The 24,930-nt window shown below is 68.6% G+C and carries 24 protein-coding genes and 3 tRNA genes; 16 read left to right on the plus strand and 11 right to left on the minus strand.

The window, feature by feature from the left end; all coding sequences use genetic code 11:
* The first annotated feature begins 16 nt into the window (after positions 1 to 16).
* Together ABTV10_RS01280 and ABTV10_RS01285 are read left to right on the plus strand one after the other, a co-directional pair.
* Positions 17 to 511, plus strand: a complete 495-nt coding sequence (locus tag ABTV10_RS01280; protein WP_499032025.1) for a MarR family winged helix-turn-helix transcriptional regulator — start codon at positions 17 to 19, stop codon at positions 509 to 511.
* 42 nt (positions 512 to 553) lie between these two features.
* Positions 554 to 643: transfer RNA gene (locus ABTV10_RS01285), tRNA-Ser, on the plus strand.
* A 53-nt stretch (positions 644 to 696) separates the two neighbouring features.
* Here ABTV10_RS01285 and cycA read toward each other — a convergent pair.
* Complete coding sequence (cycA, locus tag ABTV10_RS01290) at positions 697 to 2,160, minus strand: D-serine/D-alanine/glycine transporter (RefSeq protein ID WP_499032027.1); 1,464 nt, start codon at positions 2,158 to 2,160, stop codon at positions 697 to 699.
* A gap of 699 nt (positions 2,161 to 2,859) precedes the next feature.
* Here cycA and ABTV10_RS01295 point away from each other — a divergent pair.
* The 5 genes from ABTV10_RS01295 to ABTV10_RS01315 all read left to right on the plus strand — a co-directional run bounded on the left by ABTV10_RS01295 (position 2,860) and on the right by ABTV10_RS01315 (position 7,822).
* The gene (locus tag ABTV10_RS01295) at positions 2,860 to 4,116 is read left to right on the plus strand and encodes an NAD(P)/FAD-dependent oxidoreductase (RefSeq protein ID WP_499032028.1); all 1,257 of its coding nucleotides are present in this window, start codon (positions 2,860 to 2,862) and stop codon (positions 4,114 to 4,116) included.
* 121 nt (positions 4,117 to 4,237) lie between these two features.
* A complete protein-coding gene (locus ABTV10_RS01300) occupies positions 4,238 to 5,878 on the plus strand; it encodes a helix-turn-helix domain-containing protein (RefSeq protein ID WP_499032029.1) in 1,641 nt (546 codons plus the stop codon).
* Positions 5,879 to 5,937: 59 nt separating this feature from the next.
* Positions 5,938 to 6,366 carry a RidA family protein gene (locus tag ABTV10_RS01305; RefSeq protein WP_499035109.1) on the plus strand — a complete coding sequence of 143 codons (429 nt, stop codon included), beginning with the start codon at positions 5,938 to 5,940 and terminating at the stop codon, positions 6,364 to 6,366.
* A 113-nt stretch (positions 6,367 to 6,479) separates the two neighbouring features.
* Complete coding sequence (locus ABTV10_RS01310; RefSeq protein WP_499032031.1) at positions 6,480 to 6,665, plus strand: hypothetical protein; 186 nt, start codon at positions 6,480 to 6,482, stop codon at positions 6,663 to 6,665.
* Positions 6,666 to 6,763: 98 nt separating this feature from the next.
* Positions 6,764 to 7,822 (plus strand): poly(ethylene terephthalate) hydrolase family protein, encoded by a 1,059-nt coding sequence (locus ABTV10_RS01315; RefSeq protein ID WP_499032032.1) that lies wholly within the window; start codon positions 6,764 to 6,766, stop codon positions 7,820 to 7,822.
* An 8-nt stretch (positions 7,823 to 7,830) separates the two neighbouring features.
* Here ABTV10_RS01315 and ABTV10_RS01320 read toward each other — a convergent pair whose 3' ends face one another.
* The gene (locus ABTV10_RS01320) at positions 7,831 to 8,808 is read right to left on the minus strand and encodes a response regulator transcription factor (RefSeq protein ID WP_499032034.1); all 978 of its coding nucleotides are present in this window, start codon (positions 8,806 to 8,808) and stop codon (positions 7,831 to 7,833) included.
* 169 nt (positions 8,809 to 8,977) lie between these two features.
* Between ABTV10_RS01320 and ABTV10_RS01325 the strand changes: the two genes are divergently transcribed.
* Positions 8,978 to 10,414 carry an amidase gene (locus tag ABTV10_RS01325; RefSeq protein WP_499032035.1) on the plus strand — a complete coding sequence of 479 codons (1,437 nt, stop codon included), beginning with the start codon at positions 8,978 to 8,980 and terminating at the stop codon, positions 10,412 to 10,414.
* A gap of 63 nt (positions 10,415 to 10,477) precedes the next feature.
* Here the strand turns inward: ABTV10_RS01325 and ABTV10_RS01330 are convergent, their stop codons facing one another.
* Positions 10,478 to 11,074: a dihydrofolate reductase family protein gene (locus tag ABTV10_RS01330; RefSeq protein WP_499032036.1), complete on the minus strand. Its 597-nt coding sequence runs from the start codon at positions 11,072 to 11,074 to the stop codon at positions 10,478 to 10,480.
* A gap of 217 nt (positions 11,075 to 11,291) precedes the next feature.
* On the opposite strand from ABTV10_RS01330, the gene ABTV10_RS01335 reads away from it, so the two are divergent.
* A complete protein-coding gene (locus ABTV10_RS01335) occupies positions 11,292 to 12,374 on the plus strand; it encodes an ABC transporter ATP-binding protein (protein ID WP_499032037.1) in 1,083 nt (360 codons plus the stop codon).
* Positions 12,375 to 12,419: 45 nt separating this feature from the next.
* On the opposite strand, the gene ABTV10_RS01340 is transcribed toward ABTV10_RS01335, so the two are convergent.
* From ABTV10_RS01340 to ABTV10_RS01350, 3 genes are read right to left on the minus strand one after another with little or no spacing between them, the layout of a single operon-like run.
* A complete protein-coding gene (locus ABTV10_RS01340; RefSeq protein WP_499032039.1) occupies positions 12,420 to 12,920 on the minus strand; it encodes a hypothetical protein in 501 nt (166 codons plus the stop codon).
* 30 nt (positions 12,921 to 12,950) lie between these two features.
* Positions 12,951 to 13,631, minus strand: a complete 681-nt coding sequence (locus tag ABTV10_RS01345) for an HAD family hydrolase (protein WP_499032040.1) — start codon at positions 13,629 to 13,631, stop codon at positions 12,951 to 12,953.
* A complete protein-coding gene (locus ABTV10_RS01350) occupies positions 13,631 to 14,458 on the minus strand; it encodes a DeoR/GlpR family DNA-binding transcription regulator (protein WP_433609156.1) in 828 nt (275 codons plus the stop codon). Before ABTV10_RS01350 ends, ABTV10_RS01345 begins: the two co-directional genes overlap by 1 nt.
* A gap of 311 nt (positions 14,459 to 14,769) precedes the next feature.
* Between ABTV10_RS01350 and ABTV10_RS01355 the strand changes: the two genes are divergently transcribed.
* The 4 genes from ABTV10_RS01355 to ABTV10_RS01370 are packed head-to-tail and all read left to right on the plus strand — an operon-like array spanning position 14,770 to position 18,766.
* Positions 14,770 to 15,747, plus strand: a complete 978-nt coding sequence (locus tag ABTV10_RS01355; protein ID WP_499032041.1) for a carbohydrate ABC transporter permease — start codon at positions 14,770 to 14,772, stop codon at positions 15,745 to 15,747.
* The gene (locus tag ABTV10_RS01360; RefSeq protein WP_499032042.1) at positions 15,747 to 16,592 is read left to right on the plus strand and encodes a carbohydrate ABC transporter permease; all 846 of its coding nucleotides are present in this window, start codon (positions 15,747 to 15,749) and stop codon (positions 16,590 to 16,592) included. The genes ABTV10_RS01355 and ABTV10_RS01360 overlap by 1 nt, the downstream gene beginning before the upstream one ends.
* A gap of 45 nt (positions 16,593 to 16,637) precedes the next feature.
* On the plus strand, positions 16,638 to 18,014 hold the full coding sequence (locus ABTV10_RS01365; protein WP_499032043.1) for an ABC transporter substrate-binding protein: 1,377 nt from the start codon (positions 16,638 to 16,640) through the stop codon (positions 18,012 to 18,014).
* The gene (locus ABTV10_RS01370; RefSeq protein ID WP_499032045.1) at positions 18,011 to 18,766 is read left to right on the plus strand and encodes a glycerophosphodiester phosphodiesterase; all 756 of its coding nucleotides are present in this window, start codon (positions 18,011 to 18,013) and stop codon (positions 18,764 to 18,766) included. The genes ABTV10_RS01365 and ABTV10_RS01370 overlap by 4 nt, the downstream gene beginning before the upstream one ends.
* 3 nt (positions 18,767 to 18,769) lie before the next feature.
* On the opposite strand, the gene ABTV10_RS01375 is transcribed toward ABTV10_RS01370, so the two are convergent.
* Together ABTV10_RS01375 and hisC are read right to left on the minus strand one after the other, a co-directional pair.
* Positions 18,770 to 20,497 carry a bifunctional metallophosphatase/5'-nucleotidase gene (locus ABTV10_RS01375; RefSeq protein WP_499032046.1) on the minus strand — a complete coding sequence of 576 codons (1,728 nt, stop codon included), beginning with the start codon at positions 20,495 to 20,497 and terminating at the stop codon, positions 18,770 to 18,772.
* A gap of 58 nt (positions 20,498 to 20,555) precedes the next feature.
* Positions 20,556 to 21,641, minus strand: coding sequence for a histidinol-phosphate transaminase (gene hisC / locus ABTV10_RS01380; protein WP_499032047.1), 1,086 nt, complete (start codon positions 21,639 to 21,641; stop codon positions 20,556 to 20,558).
* Between the two features lie 61 nt (positions 21,642 to 21,702).
* On the opposite strand from hisC, the gene ABTV10_RS01385 reads away from it, so the two are divergent.
* The 3 genes from ABTV10_RS01385 to ABTV10_RS01395 all read left to right on the plus strand — a co-directional run bounded on the left by ABTV10_RS01385 (position 21,703) and on the right by ABTV10_RS01395 (position 22,726).
* The gene (locus ABTV10_RS01385) at positions 21,703 to 22,431 is read left to right on the plus strand and encodes a dienelactone hydrolase family protein (RefSeq protein WP_499032048.1); all 729 of its coding nucleotides are present in this window, start codon (positions 21,703 to 21,705) and stop codon (positions 22,429 to 22,431) included.
* Positions 22,432 to 22,517: 86 nt separating this feature from the next.
* Positions 22,518 to 22,609 (plus strand) — tRNA-Ser (locus tag ABTV10_RS01390).
* 44 nt (positions 22,610 to 22,653) lie between these two features.
* Positions 22,654 to 22,726, plus strand: a tRNA-Arg gene (locus tag ABTV10_RS01395).
* Between the two features lie 73 nt (positions 22,727 to 22,799).
* Here the strand turns inward: ABTV10_RS01395 and ABTV10_RS01400 are convergent.
* The 3 genes from ABTV10_RS01400 to ABTV10_RS01410 all read right to left on the minus strand — a co-directional run bounded on the left by ABTV10_RS01400 (position 22,800) and on the right by ABTV10_RS01410 (position 24,757).
* Positions 22,800 to 23,039 carry a hypothetical protein gene (locus ABTV10_RS01400; RefSeq protein ID WP_499035248.1) on the minus strand — a complete coding sequence of 80 codons (240 nt, stop codon included), beginning with the start codon at positions 23,037 to 23,039 and terminating at the stop codon, positions 22,800 to 22,802.
* Between the two features lie 78 nt (positions 23,040 to 23,117).
* Positions 23,118 to 23,774, minus strand: a complete 657-nt coding sequence (locus ABTV10_RS01405) for a response regulator (protein WP_499032050.1) — start codon at positions 23,772 to 23,774, stop codon at positions 23,118 to 23,120.
* Positions 23,771 to 24,757, minus strand: a complete 987-nt coding sequence (locus ABTV10_RS01410) for a sensor histidine kinase (RefSeq protein WP_499032052.1) — start codon at positions 24,755 to 24,757, stop codon at positions 23,771 to 23,773. The genes ABTV10_RS01405 and ABTV10_RS01410 overlap by 4 nt, the downstream gene beginning before the upstream one ends.
* Positions 24,758 to 24,930: the final 173 nt, after the last annotated feature.

Consider the following 24,930-nt stretch of genomic DNA (forward strand, 5'->3'; position numbering starts at 1 on the left):
GCACTACTATGCAGTTGTGACAGCAGATGCTCGAGTAACCACGGGTGCCGGGGTGGCGTGGCTCGGTGCCGAGGAAATGCGCGCGTGGCGCGCCTTCATCGATGGCAGTCAGCGGCTCATGGAGGTACTCAATCGAGAGTTGCAGACCGCGCACGACATGTCCCTGGCCGAGTACCGGATCCTCGTGATGCTGTCGGAGTCGCCGGACGGCTCGGTGCGGATGAGCGACCTCGCCGACGGTGTGCTGTCGTCACGCAGCCGGCTCACGCACCAGATCCGCCGGATGGAGACCGAGGGCATGGTGGAGCGAAGCCAGTGTGTCGAGGACGGTCGCGGTGTCCTCGCCGTCCTCACCGATGAGGGCCGCCGGCGGCTGGCCGAGGCCGCCCCCACGCATCTGTCCGGTGTCCGCAAATACCTCATCGATCTGCTCGGCAAGTCGGAGATGAAGGTTGTCGCCGACGTGTTCGAGAAGGTCGACGCTGCCATCGGCGACCGCGCCATCGGGTGAGTGGTTTCGCCCGACTCGGCCGATGCGGCTAGGATTCGCCACGGAAGCGTGGCAGAGCGGCCGAATGCACTCGCCTTGAAAGCGAGCGTGGCGTTAAACCCACCGGGGGTTCAAATCCCTCCGCTTCCGCCAGGGCCCCTCACCTGCAGCCGCAGGTGAGGGGCTTTCTCGTTCGAGATTCCGGGTCACCGCAATTCCGTCTCGCCGTGGAAGGTCGCGGCGCGTGCCATCTGAGCTGGCCGCCGCCGCACCACCGCCCACGCGACGCCGAGCACGATGAACCACACGGGGGTGACGAGCAGGGCCTGGAGCGTGTCGTGCTTCTGTGTGAACGCCCAGATCAGGAACGCGAAGAACGCGAACACCACGTAGCACATGGCGATGCCACCGGGCATCTTGAAGGTCGACGCCTCGTGCAGGTGCGGCCGCCGCTTCCGGTAGACGATGTAGCTGAGCGGGATGATCGACCAGACGAAGATGAAGCACAGCGACGAGATCGTCGTCACGATGGTGAACGCCTCGATGATCGAGCCGCCGACGGCCACCATGATCACCCCGGTCAGCAGGAACACACCCGACAGGTACAGGGCGTTCGCCGGTACCCGCCGCCGCGTGAGCCTGCCGAACACGGCGGGTGCGTCACCTTCCTGCGCGAGTCCGTACACCATCCGGGAGGTCGAGTAGATTCCCGAGTTCGCGGAGGACGTGGCCGAGGTGAGGACGACGAAGTTGATCAACGACGCCGCAACACCAAGGCCGGCGAGGGAGAACATCGCCACGAACGGGCTGCGCTCGGCGCTGATCGACTGCCACGGGGTGACCGAGATGATCACCGTGAGGGCGACGACGTAGAACAGCATCACCCGGACCGGGATCGAATTGATCGCCTTGGGCAGGTTCTTCTCGGGGTCCTTGGCCTCGGCGGCGGTGGTGCCGACGAGTTCGATGCCCACGAAGGCGAAGGTTGCGATCTGGAAGCCGGCGATGAAGCCCATGATCCCGGTCGGGAAGAGGCCGCCGTCGTTCCAGATGTTCGCGAACGACGCCTCCGCGCCGCTGGGCGCGGTGAAGTGCGTGAACACCATCGCCAGCCCGACGACGATGAGACTCACGATTGCGACGATCTTGATCAGCGCGAACCAGAACTCCGTCTCGCCGAACGCCTTGACGCTGGGCAGGTTGAGCCCGACGAGCAGTGCCACCGAAGCGAGCGCCGGAATCCACAGGGGGAGCGATCCCCACCAGTACGACACGTAGCCGGCGATCGCGATCACGTCCGCGATCCCGGTGACGATCCAGCAGAACCAGTACGTCCACCCGGTGAAGAAGCCCGCCCACGGGCCGAGCAGATCCGAGGCGAAGTCCGCGAACGACTTGTAGGCGGTATTCGAGAGCAGCAGCTCGCCCATCGCTCGCATGACGAAGAACAGCATCGTGCCGATGATCATGTACACGAAGATCACCGATGGGCCGGCGAGGGAGATCGTCTTCCCGGAGCCCATGAAGAGGCCTGTGCCGATCGCGCCTCCGATGGCGATCAGCTGGATGTGCCGGTTGGACAGCTGCCGGGACAGCCCCGGCTGGTGTGAGTCGTCGGCGTCGGCGGAGACCGACGTCGGCGCGACGCTGGGCTCGGTGTACTCGGGCATAGGTACTCCTTGCTAGAAAACGGGATGAGGCACAACGAATCACGCCGGCATCCCGGGGGAGTGGAGGCGCCGCCGCGGCGAAGCCTGGACGCCGTCCGATCGAGACCGAGGTCACGTCAGCATCCGCTGCGGTCATCGTCCGAGATGAAGCGGCGTGCGGTGTCTGCTGGTCGTCTCCAGCTCGAACGACCGTGAGGTCTGTTGTCGCTGCAGCCTGTCTGGTCGATCGTGCGTGGACCGCGTTGCGACTGAGCCGATGTCCGGGACCAGTATCTCAGCCTCGACGCTGTGCCGCGCATCACACTGTAGGGGTGGTCGGATCCCGGTGCAACAGCAGATCGGCGCCGCGGCCCCCGGATTCCTGTGGGTGTGAGCCAGCCAGTCTCGGAAATGCGTTGCAGCACAGTAGTTCAGTCGACAGGTCGTCGGTTCGCGTCCCTTGCCCGAGCTGCGTCCGGCCGTCGTCGCGCTCCGGCGCGTCTCGTCGCCTCCGGCTCGGTGGCGGGTGGTCGTCGACGGTCGATGTGCGCCAAAAATGCTGTAGAGCAATCACTCTCGTGCTCGTCGTCTTTCGTGATGTGGTGGTTGTGCTGTGCGCACTGATCGCACGCGAATGATTGGAGGGAGCGCACGGTGACATGGCATGTGTATCGGTTCGATGATCGAGTGACGGCAAACACATTCGAGGAGAGGTACGCCATGAGGCTCTGCCCCAATGCACCACAGCGAGTCGCCATCGTCGGCGCCGGAATGGTCGGGCTGTCGACCGCTTGGTTTCTTCAGGAACGCGGAGTCGAGGTCACCGTCTTCGATCGGTCCGGTGTCGCTGCCGGCGCCTCCTGGGGCAACGCGGGATGGGTGACGCCGGGTATCAGTACCCCCCTGCCGGAGCCCGCGGTGCTGAAGTACGGCATCCGAGCTGTGCTGAGCCCGTCCTCACCCGTCTACGTCCCGCCGACAGTGAACCTTCGACTGATCCGGTTCCTCGCATCGTTCGCGCGACACAGCACCGCGACACGATGGAAGGAGGCAATGGCGTCGTTGGTCGCCATCAACCGAGGCGCGTTGTCCGCGTTCGACATGCTCGCGGACGGGGGTGTCGCCGAACCGGCGCACGAGGCGAAGTCCTTTCTGGCCGCGTACCGGACGCCGCTCGAGCGCAGCGTTCTGCTCGACGAGATCGAGCACATCCGCGCGGCCGGTCAGGAGATCGAGTTCGACGTTCTGTCGGGCGACGACGCCCGTGGCGTCGAGCCGTCGTTGTCCGACGAGGTCGGGGCCGCGATCAGGCTGCACGGCCAGCGGTTCATCAACCCCGGCGACTACGTGAGCAGCCTCGCCGAGTCGGTCCGTGCACGTGGCGGGACGATCCACGAGGGCATGGCGATCAGCGGGATCGCCGATGACGGCAGCGTCGTCCGGGTCGCGAGTCCCACCGGTGATGCGGGTCGGTTCGACGCCGTCGTGCTCGCGACGGGAACGTGGCTCGGCGAGATCGCTCGCGACTTCGGAGTCCGCATCCCCGTCCAGGCAGGCCGTGGGTACAGCTTCAGCGTCGCAGTCGAGCATGTTCCCTCGGGTCCCGTCTACTTCCCGGCGCAGCGGGTGGCCTGCACGCCGCTCGGCGACCGCCTGCGGGTGGCCGGGATGATGGAGTTCCGGGCACCGCACGCCGCGCTGGACGGACGACGTATCGCCGCGATCGTCGAGGCCGCGCGACCGCTGCTACGCGGTGCCGATCTCGATTCGCGGCGCAGTGAATGGGTCGGCTCTCGTCCCTGCACACCGGACGGACTACCGGTCATCGGAGCCACCCGATCGCCTCGAGTGTTCGCCGCGGGTGGTCACGGTATGTGGGGGATCACGCTGGGGCCGGCGACGGGACGCCTGCTCGCCGACACCATCGTCACCGGGCGCACGGCAACCGAGCTCGGGCCGTTCGACCCGATGCGATGAGCCGATCGCTGTTTCGTGGGACCGTGGAGGCACGTGCCATGACTGGTCGGCACGTGAGCGCTGACCAGCACCGAGTAGACATCGACACGGCGGGACGCCGTCGCCGATGCCGAGGAGAGCGATGATCCGCGTCAGCGCCCTGATCGAATCGATGGGCGGAGCCGTCCTTCGCCCCGTCGTTTCCGGTAGCCGTGACCACATCACGGACGTCACCCTCGTCGGCGGCGACGACACGGACCCCGGGCATCCCGGAAACCTCGTCCTGGGGCTCGGTATCCGGACCGGCGCCGCCGCTGCCGAACTCCTCCGCCGGTCTGCCCGGAGCGGGGCGAGCGCGGTGGTCCTCGAGACGCCTGTCGCCGCAGACCAAGACGTCGTCGACGTCGCCACCGAGTTGGGCGTCGGGCTCATCGAGCTGCATCCACAGGTCACTTGGACGCACCTGGTCTGGTTGACGCGCAGCATCCTCGATCATTCCACCGCACTCGCCGGATCCGATGTGCGGCACGAGCCCAGCGACTATGGCGAGCTCTTCGCCTTCGCCGACGCTGCCGCCGCCATCGTTTCCGCTCCGGTCACCATCGAGGACGCGCACTCCCGCGTGCTCGCCTATTCCGAACGCCAGGACACGGCCGACGCCGCCCGGATCTCCACGATCATCGGACGCCGCGTTCCGGAGGCGATCGTGCGGCACTTCCGCTCCCGGGGGGTCTTCCGGCATCTGCAGGAGTCCGACGAGCCGATCCGCGTCGATGCCGGGCCGGACGGCGTTCTCCCGCGCCTGGTCATTCCGGTACGGGCCGGTCGGGAGCTGCTCGGTTCGATCTGGGCGGTGGACCCGGGACCCGTTCCGGAGGAACAGATCCACGAACTGACCCGAACCGCGTCGGTCGTGGCATTACACCTTCTTCGGCTGCGCGCCCAGGCCGGCGCGGCGCGCAGGATGACGGCCGACCGGCTGCGGGCGGCACTGCTCACCCCGGACGACGCAATCGATCTCACGTTGCCGCCGGGACCGTGGCGCGTCGCCGCGTTGGCCGCGGTCAGGGGCGAGGAGCAGGCCGACTACCCGATCGAACTGTGGGAATCGGTCCTGCGCCGGCACGGGTGGCCGCAACCCATGCTCACCTCGATCGAGGATCTGCCGATGGTGGTCGTCACCGCGGGCGAAGCTGCGAATACCGCCGGTAGTTGGAACTGGCTGCAGAGCGTGTTCGCCGAGTTGAATTCGGGCCGCCACGGCGTGTCGGCCCTCGCGGGTTCGCCGGCGCAGGAACCGGCAGAGCTCGCCCGATCGCGTTCGGAAGCAGCGGAACTCGTCGTGCTGGCGCGAAGGCGGCGACTCGATGAACCGTCGACGAGTTTCGAGGCGGCATGGCACGAGGTCGTACTCGCGCGGGCCTGTACCGCACTGGTCACAGGACCTCCGTTGACCGGTGGGCCGGTGCAGGCGCTGATCGCGCACGACCGTGAACGAGGGACGGATTTCGTCACCACCCTTGCCGCGTTCCTCGTCAACTACGGCGAACCCAAACGGGCCGCCGAGACGCTCCACGTGCACCCGAACACCCTGCGCTACAGGATGAAACAGATAACCGACCTCACCGGATACGACGTGACGGATCCTCGACGCCGGCTCGCGGTGGCACTCGCCCTCACGGTGCACCGCGACACCGCGGAAGAGCCGACCGGCACACCAGCCGGCGACAGTTCCGAACCCAGTACCACTCGACCCGACTCGCACACACCTGAAAGGTCATGACAATGACGGTATCCCGCTCGTCCCACGCGGACCTCGGTCTTCGGAATCGCCTGCAGGAAATGGGCTGTCGACTGCCGGATCTCCCACCTGCGGCGGGGAGCTACCTTCCTGCGGTTCGCAGCGGATCGATCGTGTACACGTCGGGCCAGCTTCCCGTCGCGTCGGGATCGCTACTGGCGGTGGGCAAGGTCGGTGGGGAGGTCGTGGAGGCGGAGGCGGCAGAGCTGGTCCGCACCTGCGTCCTCAACGCCCTCGCGGCGGTTGCGACCGTAGCGGACCTCGACTCGATTGTCCGGATTCTGAAGGTGACGGTCTTCGTGGCATCGGCACCCGGATTCAACCGCCAAGCGCAGGTCGCCAATGCGGCCAGCGAGTTGTTGGAGACGATCTTCGGCAGTGGTCATGCCCGCAGCGCGGTCGGGGTCGCCGAACTCCCCCTGAACGCACCTGTCGAGATCGAACTGGTCGCCGAAGTCCGCGGGTCGTAGTACCGGGTGTTTCGTGGCGCTGATGAGATCGGCCCGGACATCTGCCCGCCATCCTGGTTACACTCCCGATCGACGGGGGTGGGGGAACCCTCGGAAAGTGGGAGGAAATGGGTATGGGGGCAGCATCTTTCGTCGAGGGCAGGGAGCCGGTGCAGAAGTTCCTCACCGTCGCCGCCACGATCGTCGTGCCGTACGCACTCTGGCCGCTGGTCATGATCTGGGCGGTGCTGTACTTCGGTGCGCTCGGGGTCAAACGCCTTGTGCTTCCGGGCGATGAACCCTGGAGGGGCGGAATCTGATTGGGCCGGCGGTCGTCGGGGAGCCGAAGGGCGCGGATGGTGCCGGCGGGCGCATGGCAGCATGGTCGTGATCAACGCACCATCGCAGGAAGGCTCCCATGCGTCACACAGCCGCGCGCACGCTCGGCATCGGCCTGACGGCCGCCGCGCTCGTCCTCACCCCGACTCTCGGGGTCCCCTTCGCCGCCGCGGCACCGGACACGGGCCTGCTGGGTCTCACGCCGACGGGTGTGGTTCCGGCCTCCGAGTCGGCGATCCAGCAGCAGTTCGGCACTCCCGGCCCGCATCGCGTCGCCCAGACCCGGACCACGCAGGACTGTGCCGGTCTGACGGACCTGTACGTTCGCGTCGTCCAACTGGGTTTCGACGTGCAGGACGAGATGAAGTGCTTCGGCACCTTCCCCGATGCGGGTCTGCGCAGCCCCGTCGGGGTGGAGTTCTACTATCCCGACGACATCGCCGACCTCGGTGTGCTGCCGCTCGTGCTGTGGACGCCGGGCATTCTCGTCGAGCCCGGTATCTACGACTCCACCGCTCGACACCTGGCGAGCCACGGCTACGTCGTCGCCGTCAACTATTCGCTCGTCAACTGGTTCGGCCTCACCCACGAGATGGGGGCGCAGGCCGCCGCGGCGGCGAACGCCGACGCGGCCAGTCCGCTGCACGGCCACATCGACCTCGCACGGACGGTGGTCGCGGGCCACTCGGCCGGCGGTGGCTCGGCGCTGATCTCCGGTGGTCGCCTGCAGGGGGTCGGCACGCAGTTCGCCCCGGAGTTCCGCGTCGTCGGCGCGCTCGCGATCGAACCCGGGCCCGCGACCCTCGGCGTCGGTGTGCCGCCGTCGACCGTGCCGACACTGATCGTCACCGGCAGTTCGGATTTCATCGTCCACCCGGCGGGCTGGCCTGCGCTCGTCCAGTACCCGCAGGTGCAGGCCCCCGCGTGGCTGACGACGGTGCGCGGCGCGAGCCACGGCAAGCCCATGGACGGCCCCGCCAACTCGGTGTTCCCGGCCCTCGAGGTCGCGTTCCTCGACTACGTGACGCGGGGTTCGGCCGAGGCGGCGAAGGTCTTCGTCGGCGCCGACTACGCGCTCGCCACCGACGGTGCGCTCATGAACACCCAACGCAACGACCGGGCCGACGCGCTGGGGTAGGCGCCGCCTCAGATCGGCGTCAGCCCCCACCGCGCGGCGGTCGCCGCCGCCGCGGTCCTGTTGGGCGCGTCGATCTTGCGCAGGATTCGCTCCAGGTGCGTGGCGACGGTGGCAGGGCCGATCCGTAGGCGCGCGGCAATCGCGCTGTTGGAGGCTCCGGTCGGCAGCAGTGCGAGCACCTCGGCCTCGCGCGCGGTCAACCCCATCGGCGGATCGTCCGGGCGGACCGCCACCAGGGTGCCGCCGGACCGGGCCGGGTCCATCCGGACCCGCAGCACCGAGCCCGCGCCGACGAAGACGAAATCCGCGGCCTGGTCCGCTGTGGCGACTTCGTCGGCGAGCCGACCGCCCGGCGTGCCCGCGCCGAACAAGTCGACCGGTGCGTCGGCGGTCATCGCGCGAACCGTCCCGTCGGCGGCGACGACCAGCGCGGCGTCGGAGGGGCCCACCCGAGGGATGGAAGGCGCCCGTCGCGCCAGCGGATCCAGCGCCTCGGCCAGCACGTTGCTGAGCAAGGTGACGGTGACGACCGACAGCTCGTCGAACCGGTGCTCGCCTGTGGTGCTCATGTTGAGCATTCCGATGTAGCGACCGTCGCGCGCGTGCAGGCACTGGCTGAGCCCGTCGCTGTACTTGTGGAAGAAGATCGACTCGAAGACGGGCCCGGTTCGCATCGGTTCGGGAACGTCGAAGAGGCGCATGGGAAGTCGCTGTTCCCGCAGCTGCGCGAACAGCGGATGCAGCGGCATGCACTTGTTCACCACGTCGATGGAGTCCGCGCGGTAGCCCAGGCTCGCGCTCGTCCGGTGGGTACCCGCGACGGGATCCCACCACGACAGTGCCGCGTTCTGGTACGGCACCGCGTCGGCGAGTTCGAACAAGATTCGGGCGACGGAAATGTCGGTCGAGCCTGCCTCGGCTGAGACAGATTCGACGGCGCTCCGCAGCCGTAGGGCTGCCTGCAATCGGTCGGACGCGACATCCATGACGAGAGTATGCCCTACGTCACACGCCGGCCCCGGGCCGCGGTCTCGTGCCGGCGCGCGGATTGTCACGGCGGCTCGAACCTTCCGCATCCGCAGATCGACGGATGCCGTGGCGTTCCGCCGAACCTACGTTCACAGCGCCAGCGATGAACGAACCACGGAGGATGCCATGGAAATCGCCGACTACGCCTCACGGGACGCGACCGAACTCGCCGCGCTGATCGCCGCCGGCGACGTCGCTGCCGCGGAAGTGCAGGCTGCTGCCGCCGCCGCGATCGACCAGGTGGATCCGCAGCTGGGGGCGGTCGCCGGGGAGCGCTTCGCGCAGCCGCTCGACCACGACGCGTCCGGGCCCTTCCGCGGCGTGCCGTTCGCGATCAAGGATCTGATCACCCATGCTGCCGGCGTGCCGCAGCGCAACGGCAGCCGCCTGTTCGGCGCAGGCATCGAGCATTCGTACGACAACGCGCTGATGACTCGCTTCCGGCGAGCCGGCCTGGCGACGATGGCCGTCACCACCTCTCCCGAGCTCGGGTTCAACGCGACCACCGAGGCGCTCGCCTATGGGCGGCCCACCCGGAATCCGTGGGATCCGACTCGCAGCCCGGGCGGTTCGAGCGGCGGCTCCGCCGCGCTCGTCGCGGCCGGGGCCCTACCGTTCGCCCACGCCAACGACGGTGGCGGCTCGATCCGCATTCCTTCGGGGGCGTGCGGACTGGTCGGGTTGAAGCCCAGTCGCGGTCGCATCACCGCCGGCCCCGATTATGGCGACCCGCTCCTGGGGCTGGGCATCGAGTTCGCGGTCACCCGGACCGTGCGAGACTGCGCGGCGCTGTTCGACGCGGTGCACGGATCGGAACCGGGCGACAAGTACCTCTTCCCCGCGGAGGACGCGTCGTTCAGCGAGCTGATCACCCGGGGCTCACGCCCGCTGCGGATCGCCTTCAGCACCGTCCCGTACGACGCGACTCGTCCGGTCGATCCGGAATGCGTTCGCGCCGTGGTCGATACGGCGGCTCGACTGGCCGAGATGGGCCACCACGTGGAGGAGGCGGCGCCGCACATCGACGCGGAGGCTTTCGACAAAGCCAGCCTCGACGCCTGGTGCAGCTTCCTCGGCGACACTGTGGCCACCACCGCCGAGATGGGAGGATTCACTCCCGGCCGCGAGCACCTCGAGGCGACGACGCTGGTGTGCGCCGAGTACGGCGCCACCCTCACCGCCCGCGACATCTTCGCCGCCGAGCACCAGTTCAACGTCGCCCGACGCGAGGTCGCCCGGTTCCTCACCGGCTACGACGTGTTGCTGACGCCGACCTCCGCGCAGCCGAACCTGCCTCTCGGGCACCTGAACTCCGACGACGACACCCTCGACGCGCGTGGGTGGTACAACCGGATCTTCGAGTACTCGCCCTTCACCGGCCTGTTCAATGCGACCGGTAATCCCGGGATCTCGCTACCGCTCGCCGAATCGAGCCAGGGCTGGCCGATCGGTCTGCAGTTCGTCGGCCGATACGGCGACGAGGCCACCCTGCTCGCGCTCGCCGCCGACCTCGAGCAGGCGATGCCGTGGTCGGCCCGGCGCCCGGGGATCTACGCGCACTGACACAAGGCGGGAGGTCTCCGGTACTCGGGTCGCCGACCCGAGTACCGGAGACCTGACGCTCTCCTAACCGGCGGCCGGTCGGTAGGTGCACACCAGCACACCGGTGCCCGTGGTGACCGACGAGACCAGCTCCATCGGCCGCTGGGTGCCGTCGTCGGGGAAGATCGACTTGCCGCCGCCGAGGAGCACCGGTTCGACCATGAGTAGGAGCTCGTCGACGAGGCTCTCGCGCAACAGCGTTCGCGCCAGCGTCGCGCTTCCCATCACCGACAGGTCCCCACCCTCGGTGTCCCACAGCTTGCGGATCTCCGCGACGGCGTCACGGCCGGCGATGCGAGTCGTGTTGGCCCACGACGTCAGCTGATCGTCGGTGAGGGTGTCGGTGACGACGTACTTGCGGATGCTGTTCATGTGGTCGGCGAACGGGTCACCGGCCCGCTCCGGCCACGCGGCCGCCATGGTCTGCCACGTGCGTCGACCGAACAGCAGCGCCCCGGTCTTCTCCGCGGCGGCACCGATCGCCGCGCCCATCACCTCCGCATCGAAGTACGGATGGGACCAGCCGCCGTGGGCGAAGCCGCCGTCGGTGTCCTCCTCCGCTCCGCCGGGGGCCTGCACGACGCCGTCCAGGCTCATGAACTCACTGATCACGATGCGCACTGCTGTCTCCTCTTCCACGGGTCGACGTGTTGCTCGGTGATGCAGACCGCCGAACCGCCCGAAACTCATCGGTGTCGGGCGACGGCCCGGCGTTCGCTCCAGTGTCCCCTCGCAACCGCGTGTTGTTCACCTCGACGCGCTGCAATGGCGACGGGCACCTCGCGCCCTCCCTCACCACGGATCGTCGGGCACGTTCCTGCCCGTGAAAGGACACCTCATGGCCACCGTCACCTTCGACGGCATAACCCGGCGCTACCCCGGAGCCGACCGTCCCGCCGTCGACACGCTCGACCTCGACATCGCAGACGGCGAATTCTTGGTCCTCGTCGGACCTTCCGGCTGTGGCAAGACGACGTCGCTGCGCATGCTCGCCGGTCTCGAGGACGTCGACGACGGCCGCCTGCTGATCGGTGACCGCGACGTCACCGATGTGGACGCCAAGGACCGGGACATCGCGATGGTGTTCCAGAACTACGCGCTGTACCCGCACATGACGGTCGCGGAGAACATGGGCTTCGCGCTGAAGATCGCCAGGACCCCCAAGGACGAGATCAAGCGCCGCGTGCAGGAGGCGGCGAAGATGCTCGATCTCGAGCCGTACCTGGATCGCAAGCCCAAGGCGCTGTCCGGCGGCCAGCGGCAGCGGGTCGCGATGGGGCGCGCGATCGTGCGGCAGCCGCAGGTGTTCCTTATGGACGAGCCGCTGTCCAACCTCGACGCGAAGCTGCGCGTGCAGACCCGCAACCAGATCGCCCGGCTCACCCGGCGACTCGGTGTCACCACGCTCTACGTCACGCACGACCAGGTCGAGGCCATGACCATGGGCGACCGGGTGGCCGTGCTCGACGGCGGCGTGCTGCAGCAGGTGGACACCCCGCGGAACCTGTACCTGCACCCGGCGAACCGCTTCGTGGCCGGATTCATCGGTTCGCCCGCAATGAGTTTGATCGATCTTCCCGTCGTCGACGGCGGTGCGGACCTGGCCGGTGTCACCGTCCCGATCGCCCGGGACGTCGTCGATGCGGCCGACGGGGGAGCGGTCACGATCGGGGTGCGTCCCGAGGCTCTTCGGCTGTGTGGCGCCGGCGAGGGCGTCGAGATGCGGGTGGACGTCGTCGAGGAACTCGGCGCCGACGCGTACCTGTACGGCCACGTCGCGGTGGACGGTGCCCGGCACGCCCTGACCGTGCGTACCGAGGGGCACGGGTCGATGCCGCTCGGCACCAGCGTCCGGGTGACCTTCGACCCGGACGCACTGCACGTGTTCGACCATCGCACCGGCCTGCGCCTCAGCGCCTGAGCGGGTCGAAATCTCGGATCGGTGGCCCGCCGGGCACTGCTTCGATCAGCAGTGTCCCGCGGGCTGTCGGACAGCGTCGCACAGCCCGCCGACAGGGGCGACAGTTGTGTCCGTGTGCGGGTCGATCCAGACGGAGCGGTTCCCGCGAAGTCGGGCCAGATACAGCTGGCGCCCCCTGGAAGGCCACTGGACGAACTCGTACCCGGCCAGCTCGGTCTGGACCGCGTCGGCGACCCAGACGGCTGCCTCCTCTGACGAGGCGTCCATCGTCATGCCCTCGCCACGGCTGAATCCACCCAGTCTCGGCCCCTGCCAACCGATCGCGACGAAGTAGTCGCCGTTGATCGCGAGGTCCCAGATCAGACGATCGATTCGGATGTCGCGGCCGAACCGGAGACAGCGCAGGTCCCGAGCGACAGATCCCAGCGCGTCCATCCAGGCCGGGGGAGGATCGACCCCGGGGTGTTCGTAGAAGTCCGCGTGCCCGTCGCGCCACACGAACCGCCACACCAGGCTGTCCCGGTGCCACGGATCCTGCATAGGCATGACGCCATCATTGCATCCGGGCAGGTCTCGTCAGCGACCGAGAACCAACTCGTGAAGGTGCGCGGCAGTGCGGCCTTCGAGGGTGGGCCACAGCGTGTGGCCCGGATCGTCCGGCAGGTCGACGATGTTCGGGACGCCGAGCGCCACGACACCCGACGCGCGGGCCGAGGCGAGCCCGGGCAGCGAATCCTCGATCGCGACGACGCGGCCCGGCACGAGCGCACCCCGCCTCTCGCGCAGTTTCTCGACTGCGAGCAGGTACGGCTCCGGATGCGGCTTGCCGCGGCTGACCATGTCGCCCGTCACCAGGAATTCGAACGTCCCGGCCGGCAGCCGGCGCGCGACCTCAGTGGCCAGCGGGCGCTCGCTCATCGTCACCATCGCGCAGGGGATTTCGGCATCGCGGAGATCGGCGAGTAGTTCGCGGGCCCCCGGTCGCCACGGGACCTCGACGCGCACCTGGGCGAGCACCGACTCGAGCAGCGTGTCGATGATCTCGCGGATCCCCAGGTGCACCCCGGCGGCGCGGATCGCGGCCGCCGAGTCGGGCAGCGCGTTCCCGACCAGCGCGGCGGCCTGCTCGGGACTCCACGGCACCCCGTGCGCCGCGAGGAGGTCGGTTTCGGCCCGGAACCAGTACGGTTCGGTGTCCACCAGCGTGCCGTCCATGTCCCACAGCACCGCCTGCACGGCGGTGTCGAGCTCGATCACTACTTCTCCTCGTCCGATGAATACGGTTGGTGAACAGTCTCGTCCGGGTCGACAACCGTCACGGCCACACCCCGGGACCGCAGCGTGTCGAGCAGGTCTGTCGGTGCGGCGGTGTCGGTGATCAGGTCGTCGATCGACGACCAGTCCGACACCAGGTGAAGCGACGTCCCGCCGAGCTTGCTCGAGTCCATCAGCAGCACACGGCGGCGGGCCGAGCGGATCATCTCGGTCTTGACCGCGACGATCGACTCTTCCTGATGGTAGGTGCCGGCGGCGTCGGCGCTCGACGTCGAGAAGAACACCGTGTCCACTCTCATACCGCGGATCGCCGAAGCGGCAGCGACGCCGAGGAAGGACTCGTGACCGACGTCGTACGTGCCGCCGATCGCCGCCAGCGTGTTGCGGCCGTCCGCGACGATGCGGGACATCGCCGGCAGGTAGTTCGTCACGATGTGCAGGCCCTCCACCTCCAGAAGATGATCCAGCACGGTCGCGGCGGTCGTCGAATCGTCCAGCAGCACCGACTGTCCCGGTTCGACCAGGCGGTGCGCGGCCGCGGCGATGGCCCGCTTCTGCGGCACCGCCATCAGACGCCGCAGCGTTGCGGCGATCTCGTAGGTGCTGGTGCGCTGGACGCTCACCCCGCCGCGGAACTTCCGCACGATGCCGCGGCGTTGGAGTTCGTCGAGGTCCCGGTGCACGGTCATGAGCGAGACCCCGAACCGGCCGGCCAGGCGCTGCGCCGACGCATCCTCTTCCGCGAGAAGGTATTCGAGGATCGCATCGAGTCGCTCCTGGCGGGAGTCGCTGATAGATCGCTGCACCATGAACCGTCCTTACTCCCTGCTGTCGGGGATCACCCGTATATATCAACGCGAGTGTGATTAACGGGTCGTGAACTCGGCGCGAAGCTTTGTCCGACGGTCGTGGAACCGAGGGCGACCGTCGATCTGTCTGCATTCTGTGGCGGATTCGAAAAATGCTGGAAGCAAGCGGTTTCGGGTCACTTTTGTGGGCGCGGGGAGGTCCGTCGCGGGTGTGGTTCGATCTTTTGACCGCCTCGTCGTCGAGTGCAAACATCACCCCTGGCCGAGCTCGTTGATAACACCCGAGTGATACCCAGGAAAGGTCCGTGGCCGTGTCCCTGACAGTCCAGCGCCCCGCGCCGACACCGCCGTCGGCGCCCGTGCACCGCGTCGAGCACGCGCCCGCGTCGTCCGCGCGCCGGAGCGCCGGCCGCGCCCGGCGTCGTCGGCGCGAGTACCTGCTCTTCGCGTTGTTCGCGCTCCCGAATCTGGCGCTCATCGCGGTGTTCGCCTACTGGCCCGTGATCGGCAACGCCTACCTCAGCCTCACCAGGTGGGACATGATTGCCCCGCAGCCGACGTTCGTGGGCCTCGACAACTACGTGACGTTGTTCACCGATTCCTCGTTCCTGCGGGTGTTGCGGATCACTGCGGTGTGGGTCGTTGCGGTGGTCGGGATCAGCCTGGTCGGTGGTCTCGCGCTGGCGCTGTTGTTCGCGGCGAAAGTGCCGGGCCGCAAGGCGGTCTCGGCGCTGGCCTTCTCCCCGCACATCCTCTCCGGCGCGGCCGTCGCCGCGGTGTGGCTGTTCCTGTTCGACCCGAACTACGGACTGTCGCGGGTGGTCTTCTCCGCGCTGGGACTGGACTCCCCGCACTGGACGACGTCGAGCCGGTGGGCCCTGCCTGCGTTGATCATCGTCGCGGTGTGGAAAGGGGTCGGCTTCGTCGCGATCGTGTATCTCGCTGCGCTGCAGTCGCTTCCCGGTGACGTCCTCGAGGCTGCCCGGCTGGACGGGGCGGGCAAGTGGAAGACGTTCCGGCACATCGTCTTCCCGTTGCTCTCGCCGACCACGTTCTTCCTGGCGGTCACCCAGGTCATCGGCGCCTTCCAATCCTTCGACCTGATCGCGATGATGACGAGCGGTGGGCCCGCCGAGGCCACGACGACGCTGAGTTGGTTCGTCTACTCGCAGGGATTCATGCAGTTCAAGGCCGGCACGGCCGCGGCCGGCGCCATGATCATGTTCGTGCTGCTGCTGGTCGTCACGGCGGTCCAGATGCGGTACGTCGAGAAGAAGGTGCACTACTGATGACCGCCTCGACTGCCGCCACCAGGCGTCGGATCCGCAAACTCCCGGCGCTGCTGGCTCTGATCGCCGTCGGCCTGCTGTTCCTGATCCCGTTCTACTGGATGTTCAGTTCCGCGTTCAAACCCGAGGACGAGATCTACCGGTGGCCGCTGCAGTGGATTCCGTCGGAGTTGGTGCTCGACCACTTCCGGCGGGCGTGGGACACCGTCCCGTTCGGGCAGTTCTTCGTCAACTCGGTGATCGTCACCGCGTTCGGCGCCACGCTCAAGGTGACCCTCGCGGTGTTCAGTGCCTACGCGTTCGCGTTCCTGCGCTTCCCGTTCAAACGGGTGATCTTCCTGGCGGTGCTCGGGGCGCTCATGGTGCCCGGACACGTCACCCTGCTCATCAACTACATCACCATCGGCAATCTCGGGCTCATCAACACGTACGCCGGCATATTCCTGCCGGGACTGGCGAGCGCGTTCGGCACGTTCCTGCTGCGGCAGCACTTCCTGGCCCTGCCCAGGGAGGTGCTCGAGGCCGCGCAACTCGACGGCTGCGGACACCTGCGCCGACTGACGCGGTTCGTCCTGCCGATGGCCAAGCCCGCCGTCGTCACCGTCGCGCTCATCGCGGTGATCGACGAGTGGAACGACTTCATCTGGCCGCTGCTGGTCACCAACTCGCTCCAGATGCGCACGCTCCCTATCGGATTGATGTTCCTCAAGGAGACCGAGGGCGTCGATCAGTGGGGTCCGATCATGGCCGGCACCGTCCTGGTGGTCCTGCCGATGCTCCTGCTCTTCCTGTTCGCCCAGCGGTACATCATCGCCGGCCTCGCCGGTGCCGCCACCGAGAAGTGAACCCTTCGTCCCCACAACCGCTTTCCTGATCCGAGGAGATCCCTCATGTCCGTGTTCTCGCGTCCCGGCGCGCCCGCCCCGTCGCTCAACCGTCGCCGCTTCCTCGCCCTGGCCGGCATGACCGCCGCGGCGGTGCCGATCCTGTCGGCCTGCGGTTCGCCGAGCGGTGCGTCGTCGGGCGGGTACACCCAGCCCGACGTGGCACCCCCGGCCCAGTTCAAGGGCCGCACCAACGTGGTGGTGTGGAGTCCGTGGTCGGGCACCAACCACGACGCCTTCACCGGGCTGGTCACCCGCTTCAACGAGTCGCAGTCCGACATCTACGCCGAGGTCCAGCAGTTCAAGGGCTACGACGGCGTCACTGAGAAGCTGTCGGCGGGACTGCAGGCCCGCCAGATTCCCGAGATCGCGGTGTTCTCCGACGTGTCGTGGAACAAGTTCTTCCTCTCCAGCATGATCGAACCGCTGGACGGATACTTCACCGGCGGCTGGAACGCCGACACCTACCACCAGCGCCTGTTCGCCGAGGGCGTGGTCCGTGGGTCGTCGTACTGGGTGCCGTTCGGGCGCTCGACGCCGCTGTTCTACTACAACAAGCAGATCTTCGCCGACGCCGGTCTGCCCGACCGGGCACCGCAGACGTGGGACGAGTTCCGGGACTGGGGCCGCAAGGTCACCGGGCGGACGTACCGCGGCAACAAGGTCGCGATGCGCGCGTACACCGGCGCCGACGACTGGTACTTCCAGGGGCTGCTGTGGAACTACGGTGGCGCGATGTCGAACGGAATGGATGTCATCCTCGACTCCCCGCAGGCGATCGCGGCCGCCGAGTTCGACCGCGCGGTGATCAACGACGACAAGACCGGCTACCTGGCACAGGATTTCGCGACCGACTTCACGAACGGTCTCGTCGCAACCATCACCAACTCGACCGGTGCGCTCACCGGTCTGACGAAGGGGGCCGACTTCGAGATCGGCGCCGGCTTCCTGCCCACCGCGCAAGACACCGGCGTCCCGACCGGCGGCGCCGGGCTGTCGATCATGAAGAACGCCGATCCCGAGCGGAAGGCCGCGGCCGCCAAGCTGATCGAGTTCCTGGCGCAGGACCGACAGGCCGGCGACTGGGCCGTCGACACCGGCTACCTGCCGGCGACGCCGGGAGCGACGGCGTCCGCGGCCGTCACCAAGCGGATCGCGGAGAACCCCAGCTACGGACTGGCGGTGAAGCAGCTCGACATCGCGCGCCAGCCCGACGTCGTCCGCCGCTACGTGTCGTCGACCATCATCGAGGTCCGCGGTGCGATGCAGAAGCTCTACACCGAGAACGCAGACCCGGCCGCCGTGCTGTCGGCGGCCGCGAAGGTGATCCGCAGGGACACCGACGCCATCCGGGCCCAGTACGAGGAGCTGGTGGCCGGATGAGCACGTCGCCTGTCACGTACGCCGTCGTCGGCCACCGCGGCGCGATGGCCGAGTCGCCCGAGAACACGCTCGCCTCGTTTCGGCTCGCCGAGGCGATCGGTGTCCACGAACTCGAGTTCGACGTCCGCCTGTCGGCCGACGGCATCGCGGTGGTCCTGCACGACGCGACGCTGGACCGTCGGGCCGCCGACGCCTCCGGTCGCGGGCTCGGCCCCGTCGCCGAGCTGACGTACGAGCAGATCCGTAGCGTGGACGTCGGTGCCGGAGAACGGGTTCCGACGTTCGAGGAGGTGCTCGACGCCACGTCCGTCGCCCTTCAGGTGGAGATCAAGGCCGTCGAGGCTGTCCCCGAGGTCGCCCGGATCGTCGCGCGTCGCCCCGACGACGCCCGCCGCATCCGGTTCACCAGTTTCCTGCCGGAGGCGCTGCACCGGTTGCGTAAACTCGCCCCGGACGTGCCCCGCGGGCTCATCACGCCCGGTTACCCCGACTCGGAACGACACCCGGAGGGGATCGACGCCGTGCTGGCCTCGACCGGAGCGTCCGCGTTCTACAGCGGCTGGAACGGGCTGACCGTGGACGTCGTGCGCGGCCTCCAGGACCGCGGTTACGACGTGGGCGCCTGGCCGGTCCGCAGTCTGCACGACGTGCGACGCGGGCTCGAGTGGGGCCTGGTCAGCGGGACCGTCGACGACCCGCGCGCCGGGTGTGCGTGGTTGGTGGAGGCGCGGCGGCTGCAGCGTCAGCGCTGAGCGTCAGTTCGGTGTCCCGCTCGAGATACGACCCGGTGCGGGCGGTGCGACCGGGGAGCGGGCCTGCAGATACGACGTGAGCGCGTCGAGATCGTTTCCGGCGGAGGCGGGTTCGGTGCCGTCACGCAGGACGGTGAAGCCGTCGCCACCTTCGGCGAGGAACTTGTTGACCGCCACCCGGTAGCGGTCGTCCGGTACGACGGGCCGGTCGTCGACGCGGATCTCGGCGATGCGGGACCCGACCGGGGCTCGGCGGTCGACGCGATATGTCAGCGATGCCGACGGCGCCAGGATCAGTTCCGCGGTGGACCCGTCGTCGCGGGACTGGAACTGCTGTTCCAGCACCTCTTTCAGCTGCGACCCGGTGAGGGTGCGCACCTCGAGCGAGTTGAGGAACGGCTGCACCTGGTACGCGTTGCCGTAGGTGATCGTGCCGTCGACGTCGTACAGCAGATCGGAGCGGATGCCACCGGGGTTGGTGAGTGCGATCTGCGCGCCGCGCCCGCGGGCCGCCGCGAGTTGCGCGTCGGCGATCAGATCGCCGAGCGGGCTCTCGCCGCTCGGTGCCGGCTCGCGGGTGATGTCGTCGGTGACGGCACCCACCGGCCGCTGGGCGACCTCGTCGGACTGCCTGCTGGCCCGCGCGACCAGGTCGGCGACCATCGGATCCGGGGAGATGTCGTGGGTGACGATCTGGTTGAACGCCTGGGTGCGTTCGCGATTCACCTCGCCGGTCCCGCGGTCGAGAACCATGTCGACGACCGAGACGATCCGTCCGTGCGAGGCGGCCTGCATCACCGGTCGCGGATTTCCGGCGGGATCGTCGACCGCGCAGTTGAACTGCGCGTGCGTGTCGGCGGTGAAGATCGCGTCCACCTTCGGGGTCGCCCGCGTCGCGATCGCGCGGGTGGGTCCGTCGCCCAGGTCGCACGAATTGGGGCCGCCGGTGGCCTGCGTGTCGCCGCGGTGGAGCAGGACCACGATCGCGCGCACGCCGAGGAAGTCGAGCGTGTCCGCCGTGCGGTCGATCGCCTCGAGCTCGTCGCCGAACTGCAGTCCGCTGATCGCGTCGACGGCGATCTTGTCCGGCGCGTCGGACGACATCACACCGATCACGCCGACGGGGACGCCATCGACGTAGTCCACGGCGTACGGCAGTGCGGCAGGGGCGCCGTCGGGGAATGTCATGTTCGCGGCGAGCAGCGGGAACTGGGCGCCCTCGAACGTCGGCTCGAACTGGCAGCCGTCCACCGGGTGGCACCCGCCGGTCTGCATGCGCCGCAGCTCGTCGAATCCCTTGTCCAGCTCGTGGGTGCCGATCGAGGCGGCGTCGACGCCCATCAGATTGAGCAGGTCCACGGTCGGTTCGTCGTGAAACAGCGCGGACTCGATCGACGAGGAACCCCAGCCGTCGCCCGCCGAGTACAGCAGCGAGTTCGGGGCCTGCGCGCGCAGCTGCTGCACGTACGCGGCGAGGTACGCGGCGCCGCCCGCGTCTGTCGCCGGCCCGTCCGGCCGCGAGATCTGCGCGCGGGCGCCCCGGGGCGGCTGGAGGCTGCCATGCAGATCATTGATCGTCAGCAGCCGCACCGAGACGGACTCGAGGTCGTCGGACGGCCGCGCCTCGGCGGGATGCGCGCCGACGATCAGCGAGGCCCCGAGTGCCGATGCGAGAGCCGTCGCTCTACGGCGCCATCGGCGTCCGGTCAAATCGTTCGCGGGTCGGCACACCGCTGAGAGTCTGCCAACGATCTGGCAAAGATGTGCCCGTCGACAGGTAACGGTTCAGTTACGGGGTGGGGTATCCGGTGGGGACCCCGGCCAGCTCGAGCGCGGCGGCCGACGTCGCGAACGCGAGGAACGCATCGTTCTCGTGCGGGTCGCCGATCGTGATGCGGACGCCGTCCACGCCGTAGGGACGGATGAGCACGCCGGCCTCCGCGCTGGCCTCGCCGTACGCGGCCGAGCGGTCCGCCAGCGGCAGCCACACGAAGTTGGCCTCGGTGACCGGCACGTCGTAGCCGGCGGCGAGCAGGGCGTCGCGGACACGGTCGCGCTCGGCGACGACGGCGTGGGTGCGCTGCAGCAGCTCGTCCCGGGCCGCCAGGCACGCGATCGCGGCGGCCTGCGCCACCGCGTTCACGCTGAAGGTGATGTGCACCTTGGCCAGCGCGGTGATGATCGCCGGATCGGCGACGGCGTAGCCGACGCGGACGCCCGCCAGGCCGTACGCCTTCGAGAACGTGCGCAGCACAACGACGTTGCGTCGGGTGCGGGCCAGCTCGATGCCGTCCACGCCCGAGCGGTTGTACTCGAAATACGCCTCGTCGAGCGCCACGACGATGTGCGCCGGGACCGCGTCGAGGAAGCGCTCGAGCTCCTCACGGCCCAGCGCGCTACCGGTGGGGTTGTTGGGGTTGCACACGAAGATCAGCCGGGTGCGGTCGGTGATCGCGGCCAGCATCGCGTCCAAGTCGTGGCCGTGCTCCGGGGTGAGCGGCACCGGGACCGACGTCGCGCCGGCAACCTTCGTCACGACCGGGTACGCCTCGAACGAGCGCCACGCGTAGACGACCTCGTCGCCGTCCTTGCACGTGGCCTGCACCAGTTCCTGGCACAGCGCCACCGATCCGCAGCCGGTCGCGATGTTCTCGGCCGGCACGCCGAGCGACTCGGACAGCGCGCGGATCAATGCCGCCGCCGCGTTGTCGGGGTAGCGGTTCGCGATGGCGGCGGCGTCCGCGATGGCCTGCGCGACGCCCGGAAGCGGACCCTGCGTCGTCTCGTTGCTCGCCAGCTTGATCGCCCCGGGATAACTGCGGCCCGGCACGTAAGTGGGGATGGAATCGAGGTCAGCGCGGGTCACGGGGGTCACGATGCGATTATGCGCCCTACGAACACGTGCACTGTCGACCCGGTCGTGCCAAGGTTGATTTATGCCGGGAATCCTCCGGGACAGTGCGCCCCTGCGCGCCGACGACGACTCCGATTCGCAGGCTCAGGGACAGGTGCCGATCACCGCCGTCGAGCCCGAACGGCACGCGCGCGGCGGCATCGTCGTGCTGCACGAGTCCCGCGATTTCACCGACGCGCTCCTCGAGATGATGCGCTCGCTCGCCGCGGAGGGGTGGCTCGTGGTGGCGCCGCACCTGTTCCACCGCGAACCCGCCCACAGCGACACCGAGGTGTTCGGCGAGCACCTCTTCGACGACTTCGACGCCACCTTCGACTGGCTCGTCTCCCGCGGCATCTACGCCGACTGCGTCGGTGTCATCGGATTCGACGACGCCGGCACCGCCGCGATGCTGGTCGCCACCAGCCGCCAGGTCGGCGCGGCCGTGAGCGTGTCCGCGCACGGCATCGTCACTCCGCTGGCCCCCGAGACACCCACCCTCGTCGAGGCGGCGCCGTTGCTGAAGGCGCCGTGGCTCGGCCTGTACGGCGCAGACGACCCCCGCACCCCACCCGAACACGTCGAACTGCTCCGCGACGCGGTCGCGCGCGCCGACGTCGCCACCAACATCGTCACCTACGACGGGCTCGCGCACCGCGCCGACGAACCGCCCGTGCCGGAGCCGAGCGCAGACGACGAGGACCCGCTCGTCGTCGCGATCCTCGACGCCCAGCGCCGAATCTTCGACTGGTTCGATGCCAACCTCCGCTAGGTGTAGGCGTCTGACCAGCCGTTTTGCGTTTCCCGGCGATCCCTGTGTAATGTTTCGCCCGGCGGTTCGAAAGGGCCGGCCCCCAAGGAGGCGTGCCAGAGCGGCCGAATGGGACTCACTGCTAATGAGTTGTCCCCCTTAAAGGGGACCGGAGGTTCAAATCCTCTCGCCTCCGCCACGCTGGTTTCTCGTTGGACCAGCAACAACTGAAGATTGTTTCATGCGCCCGTAGCTCAACGGATAGAGCATCTGACTACGGATCAGAAGGTTAGGGGTTCGAATCCCTTCGGGCGCACATCAGAAGGCCCCTCACCAGCAGCGATGCAGGTGGGGGGCTTTCTCGTTTGGGGGCTGCCACAACTCGACACTTACTCAACAGATTGGGTCACAGACGGGCCGAAAGTGTTGAGCACACCATGTCGACGAAGAGGAAGCGGCACACCCCTGAGCAGGTGGTCCGGAAGCTGACCGAGGCTGACCGGCTGCTCGCCGAGGGCGCCGATACCGCCGAGCTCGCGCGTGGTCGTGAAGCGTCGCCGCAAGCGGGTCGGGTCTTCCGCGGTGCCGCCGGTGCCGTCAGCGACCGGCCCGAACATGGAGTGGGCCATCGACTTCCATGACCACGACCGGCCGCACTCATCGCTGGGCCACCGAACCCCACGGGCCTACGCTGCGGTCTGTACCCACTAATCGGCTCGCACGCGTCTGGTGTCGAATGCCCAGATCGCGATCTCGACGCGGTTGCGCGCGCCGAGCTTGGTCATCAACGATGCGACGTGGGTCTTGACCGTGCTCAGGCCGACGAAGAGCTCGGTGGCGATCTCGGCGTTGGTCCGGCCCCGTGCGACCAGCGCGAGCACCTCCTTCTCACGCTCGGTGAGCGGGTCGATGGGCTGGACCGGTACCACCGGCGCCTGGTCGGCGAAGGTCGCCAGCAGCCGGCGGGTGACGTTGGGGGCGATCAGCGCGTCCCCGTTGGCCGCCGCGTGGACAGCCTGCACGAGGAGCTCTGGCCCGGCGTCTTTGAGTAGGAAGCCGCGGGCGCCGGCGCGTAGGGCGCCGAGGACGTACTCATCGAGGTCGAAGGTGGTGATCACGACGACCGCCATCGGGTCCGTCACGTCTGGCCCGGCCAGGCGGCGCGTCACCTCGACACCGTCGAGCCCGGGCATCCGGATGTCGACGAGGAGGACATCGGGACGCAGCCGGGTCGCCAGGTCGAGCGCTGCGAGCCCGTCCGCTGCCTCCCCCACGACCTCGAGGTCGGGTTGCGCGCCGAGGATCATCACCAGCCCGGTCCGGACCAAGTCCTGGTCGTCGGCTACGACAACACGGATGCTCATGCCAGCGCCTCCACCGGCAGCACGGCCTCGACCACCCAGCCACCCTCGGGCCCCGGCCCCGCAGAGAGCGATCCGCCGAGGAGCTGGGCGCGTTCGGCCATGCCCAGCAGGCCGAACCCAGGCTCCGGGGCGGGCCCCGGCTCGGTCTGTCCATCGTCGCTGACACGCAGCCTGACGGCGTCGCCCTCCCGGCGTACATCGATCCCGACGCGGGTCGCGCTCCGGGCGTGCCGTACGGCGTTGGTCAGCGACTCCTGCGCGAGCCGGTAGAGCGCGGCGTCCACGGGTCGTGCCAGCCGGGTCAACGAACCGTCCAGCGAGACCTCGACAGTGGGCGTCGCGTCGGCGCGCGCCAGAGCAGGCAGGTCCGCGACACCCAGCTGCGGCGAGTAGGCGACGGCCTCCTCCTCACGCAGCACCCGCACCATGGATCTCATCTCCGCCAGGGTCCGCGACGCTTCAGACTCGATCGCGGCCAGGATCTCGGCAGCCTTCTCCGGCTCGATGCCGGCAACCACGCCGCCGGCCTGCGCCTGCACCGCGATGGCCGAGACGTGGTGGGCCACGGTGTCGTGCAACTCGCGAGCCAGCCCCACCCGCTCCTGATTACGGATCTCGCGCTGTTGGCGATGCCAGAGGTCCGCGCGATAGCGGAACACCGCCGCGAGGGCGACGAACAACAGCAAGAGGACGCTCCCGCCGAAGATGTCGGCCCAGCCCGCGGAGGAGGCGTACATCCCCAGCGCGACGACGACCGTCACGAACGCCGTCCCCAAGACCATCTCCCGGCCCGAGCCCCACCGCACCAGGGAGTAGAGCAGGATCAGGACGGCCATCATGGAGTAGAGGCCGAGGTTGGCGTGCTCAGTCAGCTGGAGGACCGACAGCAGCCCGGCGACGCCCCACCCGGCCAGGGCGGCCATCAGGGGGTGACTCCGCCGCCAGAGCAGGGCAGGCATCAGCGTCAGGGCGAGCACTGTCACAAGGGGTCGCCAGGCCAAGTCCGGCCGAGCGATGCCCTCGACCAAGGCGGCAGCCGCGAACACGCCCACCAGCAGCCAGTCGAGCCGACCGATGGGTGGGGTGTCAGCAGGCCGCGGCTCATGCCAGATGGAGCGCCGGACAGTGACCACGGCTCCAGCCTAGGGGTCGGCGC

The organism is Paraburkholderia sp. RHO2, from assembly GCF_050955445.1.
Taxonomy (GTDB): Bacteria; Actinomycetota; Actinomycetes; order Mycobacteriales; family Mycobacteriaceae; genus Prescottella; species Prescottella agglutinans_A.

Excerpts from the sequence above, each read along its gene's own strand:
- ABTV10_RS01370 (WP_499032045.1), top strand. The coding sequence starts at position 18,011 with ATGAGCACGTCGCCTGTCACGTACGCCGTCGTCGGCCACCGCGGCGCG.
- ABTV10_RS01400 (WP_499035248.1), bottom strand. The coding sequence starts at position 23,039 with ATGGCCCACTCCATGTTCGGGCCGGTCGCTGACGGCACCGGCGGCACC.
- ABTV10_RS01405 (WP_499032050.1), bottom strand. The coding sequence starts at position 23,774 with ATGAGCATCCGTGTTGTCGTAGCCGACGACCAGGACTTGGTCCGGACC.
- ABTV10_RS01325 (WP_499032035.1), top strand. The coding sequence starts at position 8,978 with ATGGAAATCGCCGACTACGCCTCACGGGACGCGACCGAACTCGCCGCG.
- ABTV10_RS01295 (WP_499032028.1), top strand. The coding sequence starts at position 2,860 with ATGAGGCTCTGCCCCAATGCACCACAGCGAGTCGCCATCGTCGGCGCC.
- ABTV10_RS01340 (WP_499032039.1), bottom strand. The coding sequence starts at position 12,920 with ATGCCTATGCAGGATCCGTGGCACCGGGACAGCCTGGTGTGGCGGTTC.
- ABTV10_RS01320 (WP_499032034.1), bottom strand. The coding sequence starts at position 8,808 with ATGGATGTCGCGTCCGACCGATTGCAGGCAGCCCTACGGCTGCGGAGC.
- ABTV10_RS01365 (WP_499032043.1), top strand. The coding sequence starts at position 16,638 with ATGTCCGTGTTCTCGCGTCCCGGCGCGCCCGCCCCGTCGCTCAACCGT.
- ABTV10_RS01310 (WP_499032031.1), top strand. The coding sequence starts at position 6,480 with ATGGGGGCAGCATCTTTCGTCGAGGGCAGGGAGCCGGTGCAGAAGTTC.
- ABTV10_RS01300 (WP_499032029.1), top strand. The coding sequence starts at position 4,238 with ATGATCCGCGTCAGCGCCCTGATCGAATCGATGGGCGGAGCCGTCCTT.
- ABTV10_RS01385 (WP_499032048.1), top strand. The coding sequence starts at position 21,703 with ATGCCGGGAATCCTCCGGGACAGTGCGCCCCTGCGCGCCGACGACGAC.
- ABTV10_RS01360 (WP_499032042.1), top strand. The coding sequence starts at position 15,747 with ATGACCGCCTCGACTGCCGCCACCAGGCGTCGGATCCGCAAACTCCCG.
- ABTV10_RS01350 (WP_433609156.1), bottom strand. The coding sequence starts at position 14,458 with ATGGTGCAGCGATCTATCAGCGACTCCCGCCAGGAGCGACTCGATGCG.
- ABTV10_RS01305 (WP_499035109.1), top strand. The coding sequence starts at position 5,938 with ATGGGCTGTCGACTGCCGGATCTCCCACCTGCGGCGGGGAGCTACCTT.
- cycA (WP_499032027.1), bottom strand. The coding sequence starts at position 2,160 with ATGCCCGAGTACACCGAGCCCAGCGTCGCGCCGACGTCGGTCTCCGCC.
- ABTV10_RS01335 (WP_499032037.1), top strand. The coding sequence starts at position 11,292 with ATGGCCACCGTCACCTTCGACGGCATAACCCGGCGCTACCCCGGAGCC.
- ABTV10_RS01315 (WP_499032032.1), top strand. The coding sequence starts at position 6,764 with ATGCGTCACACAGCCGCGCGCACGCTCGGCATCGGCCTGACGGCCGCC.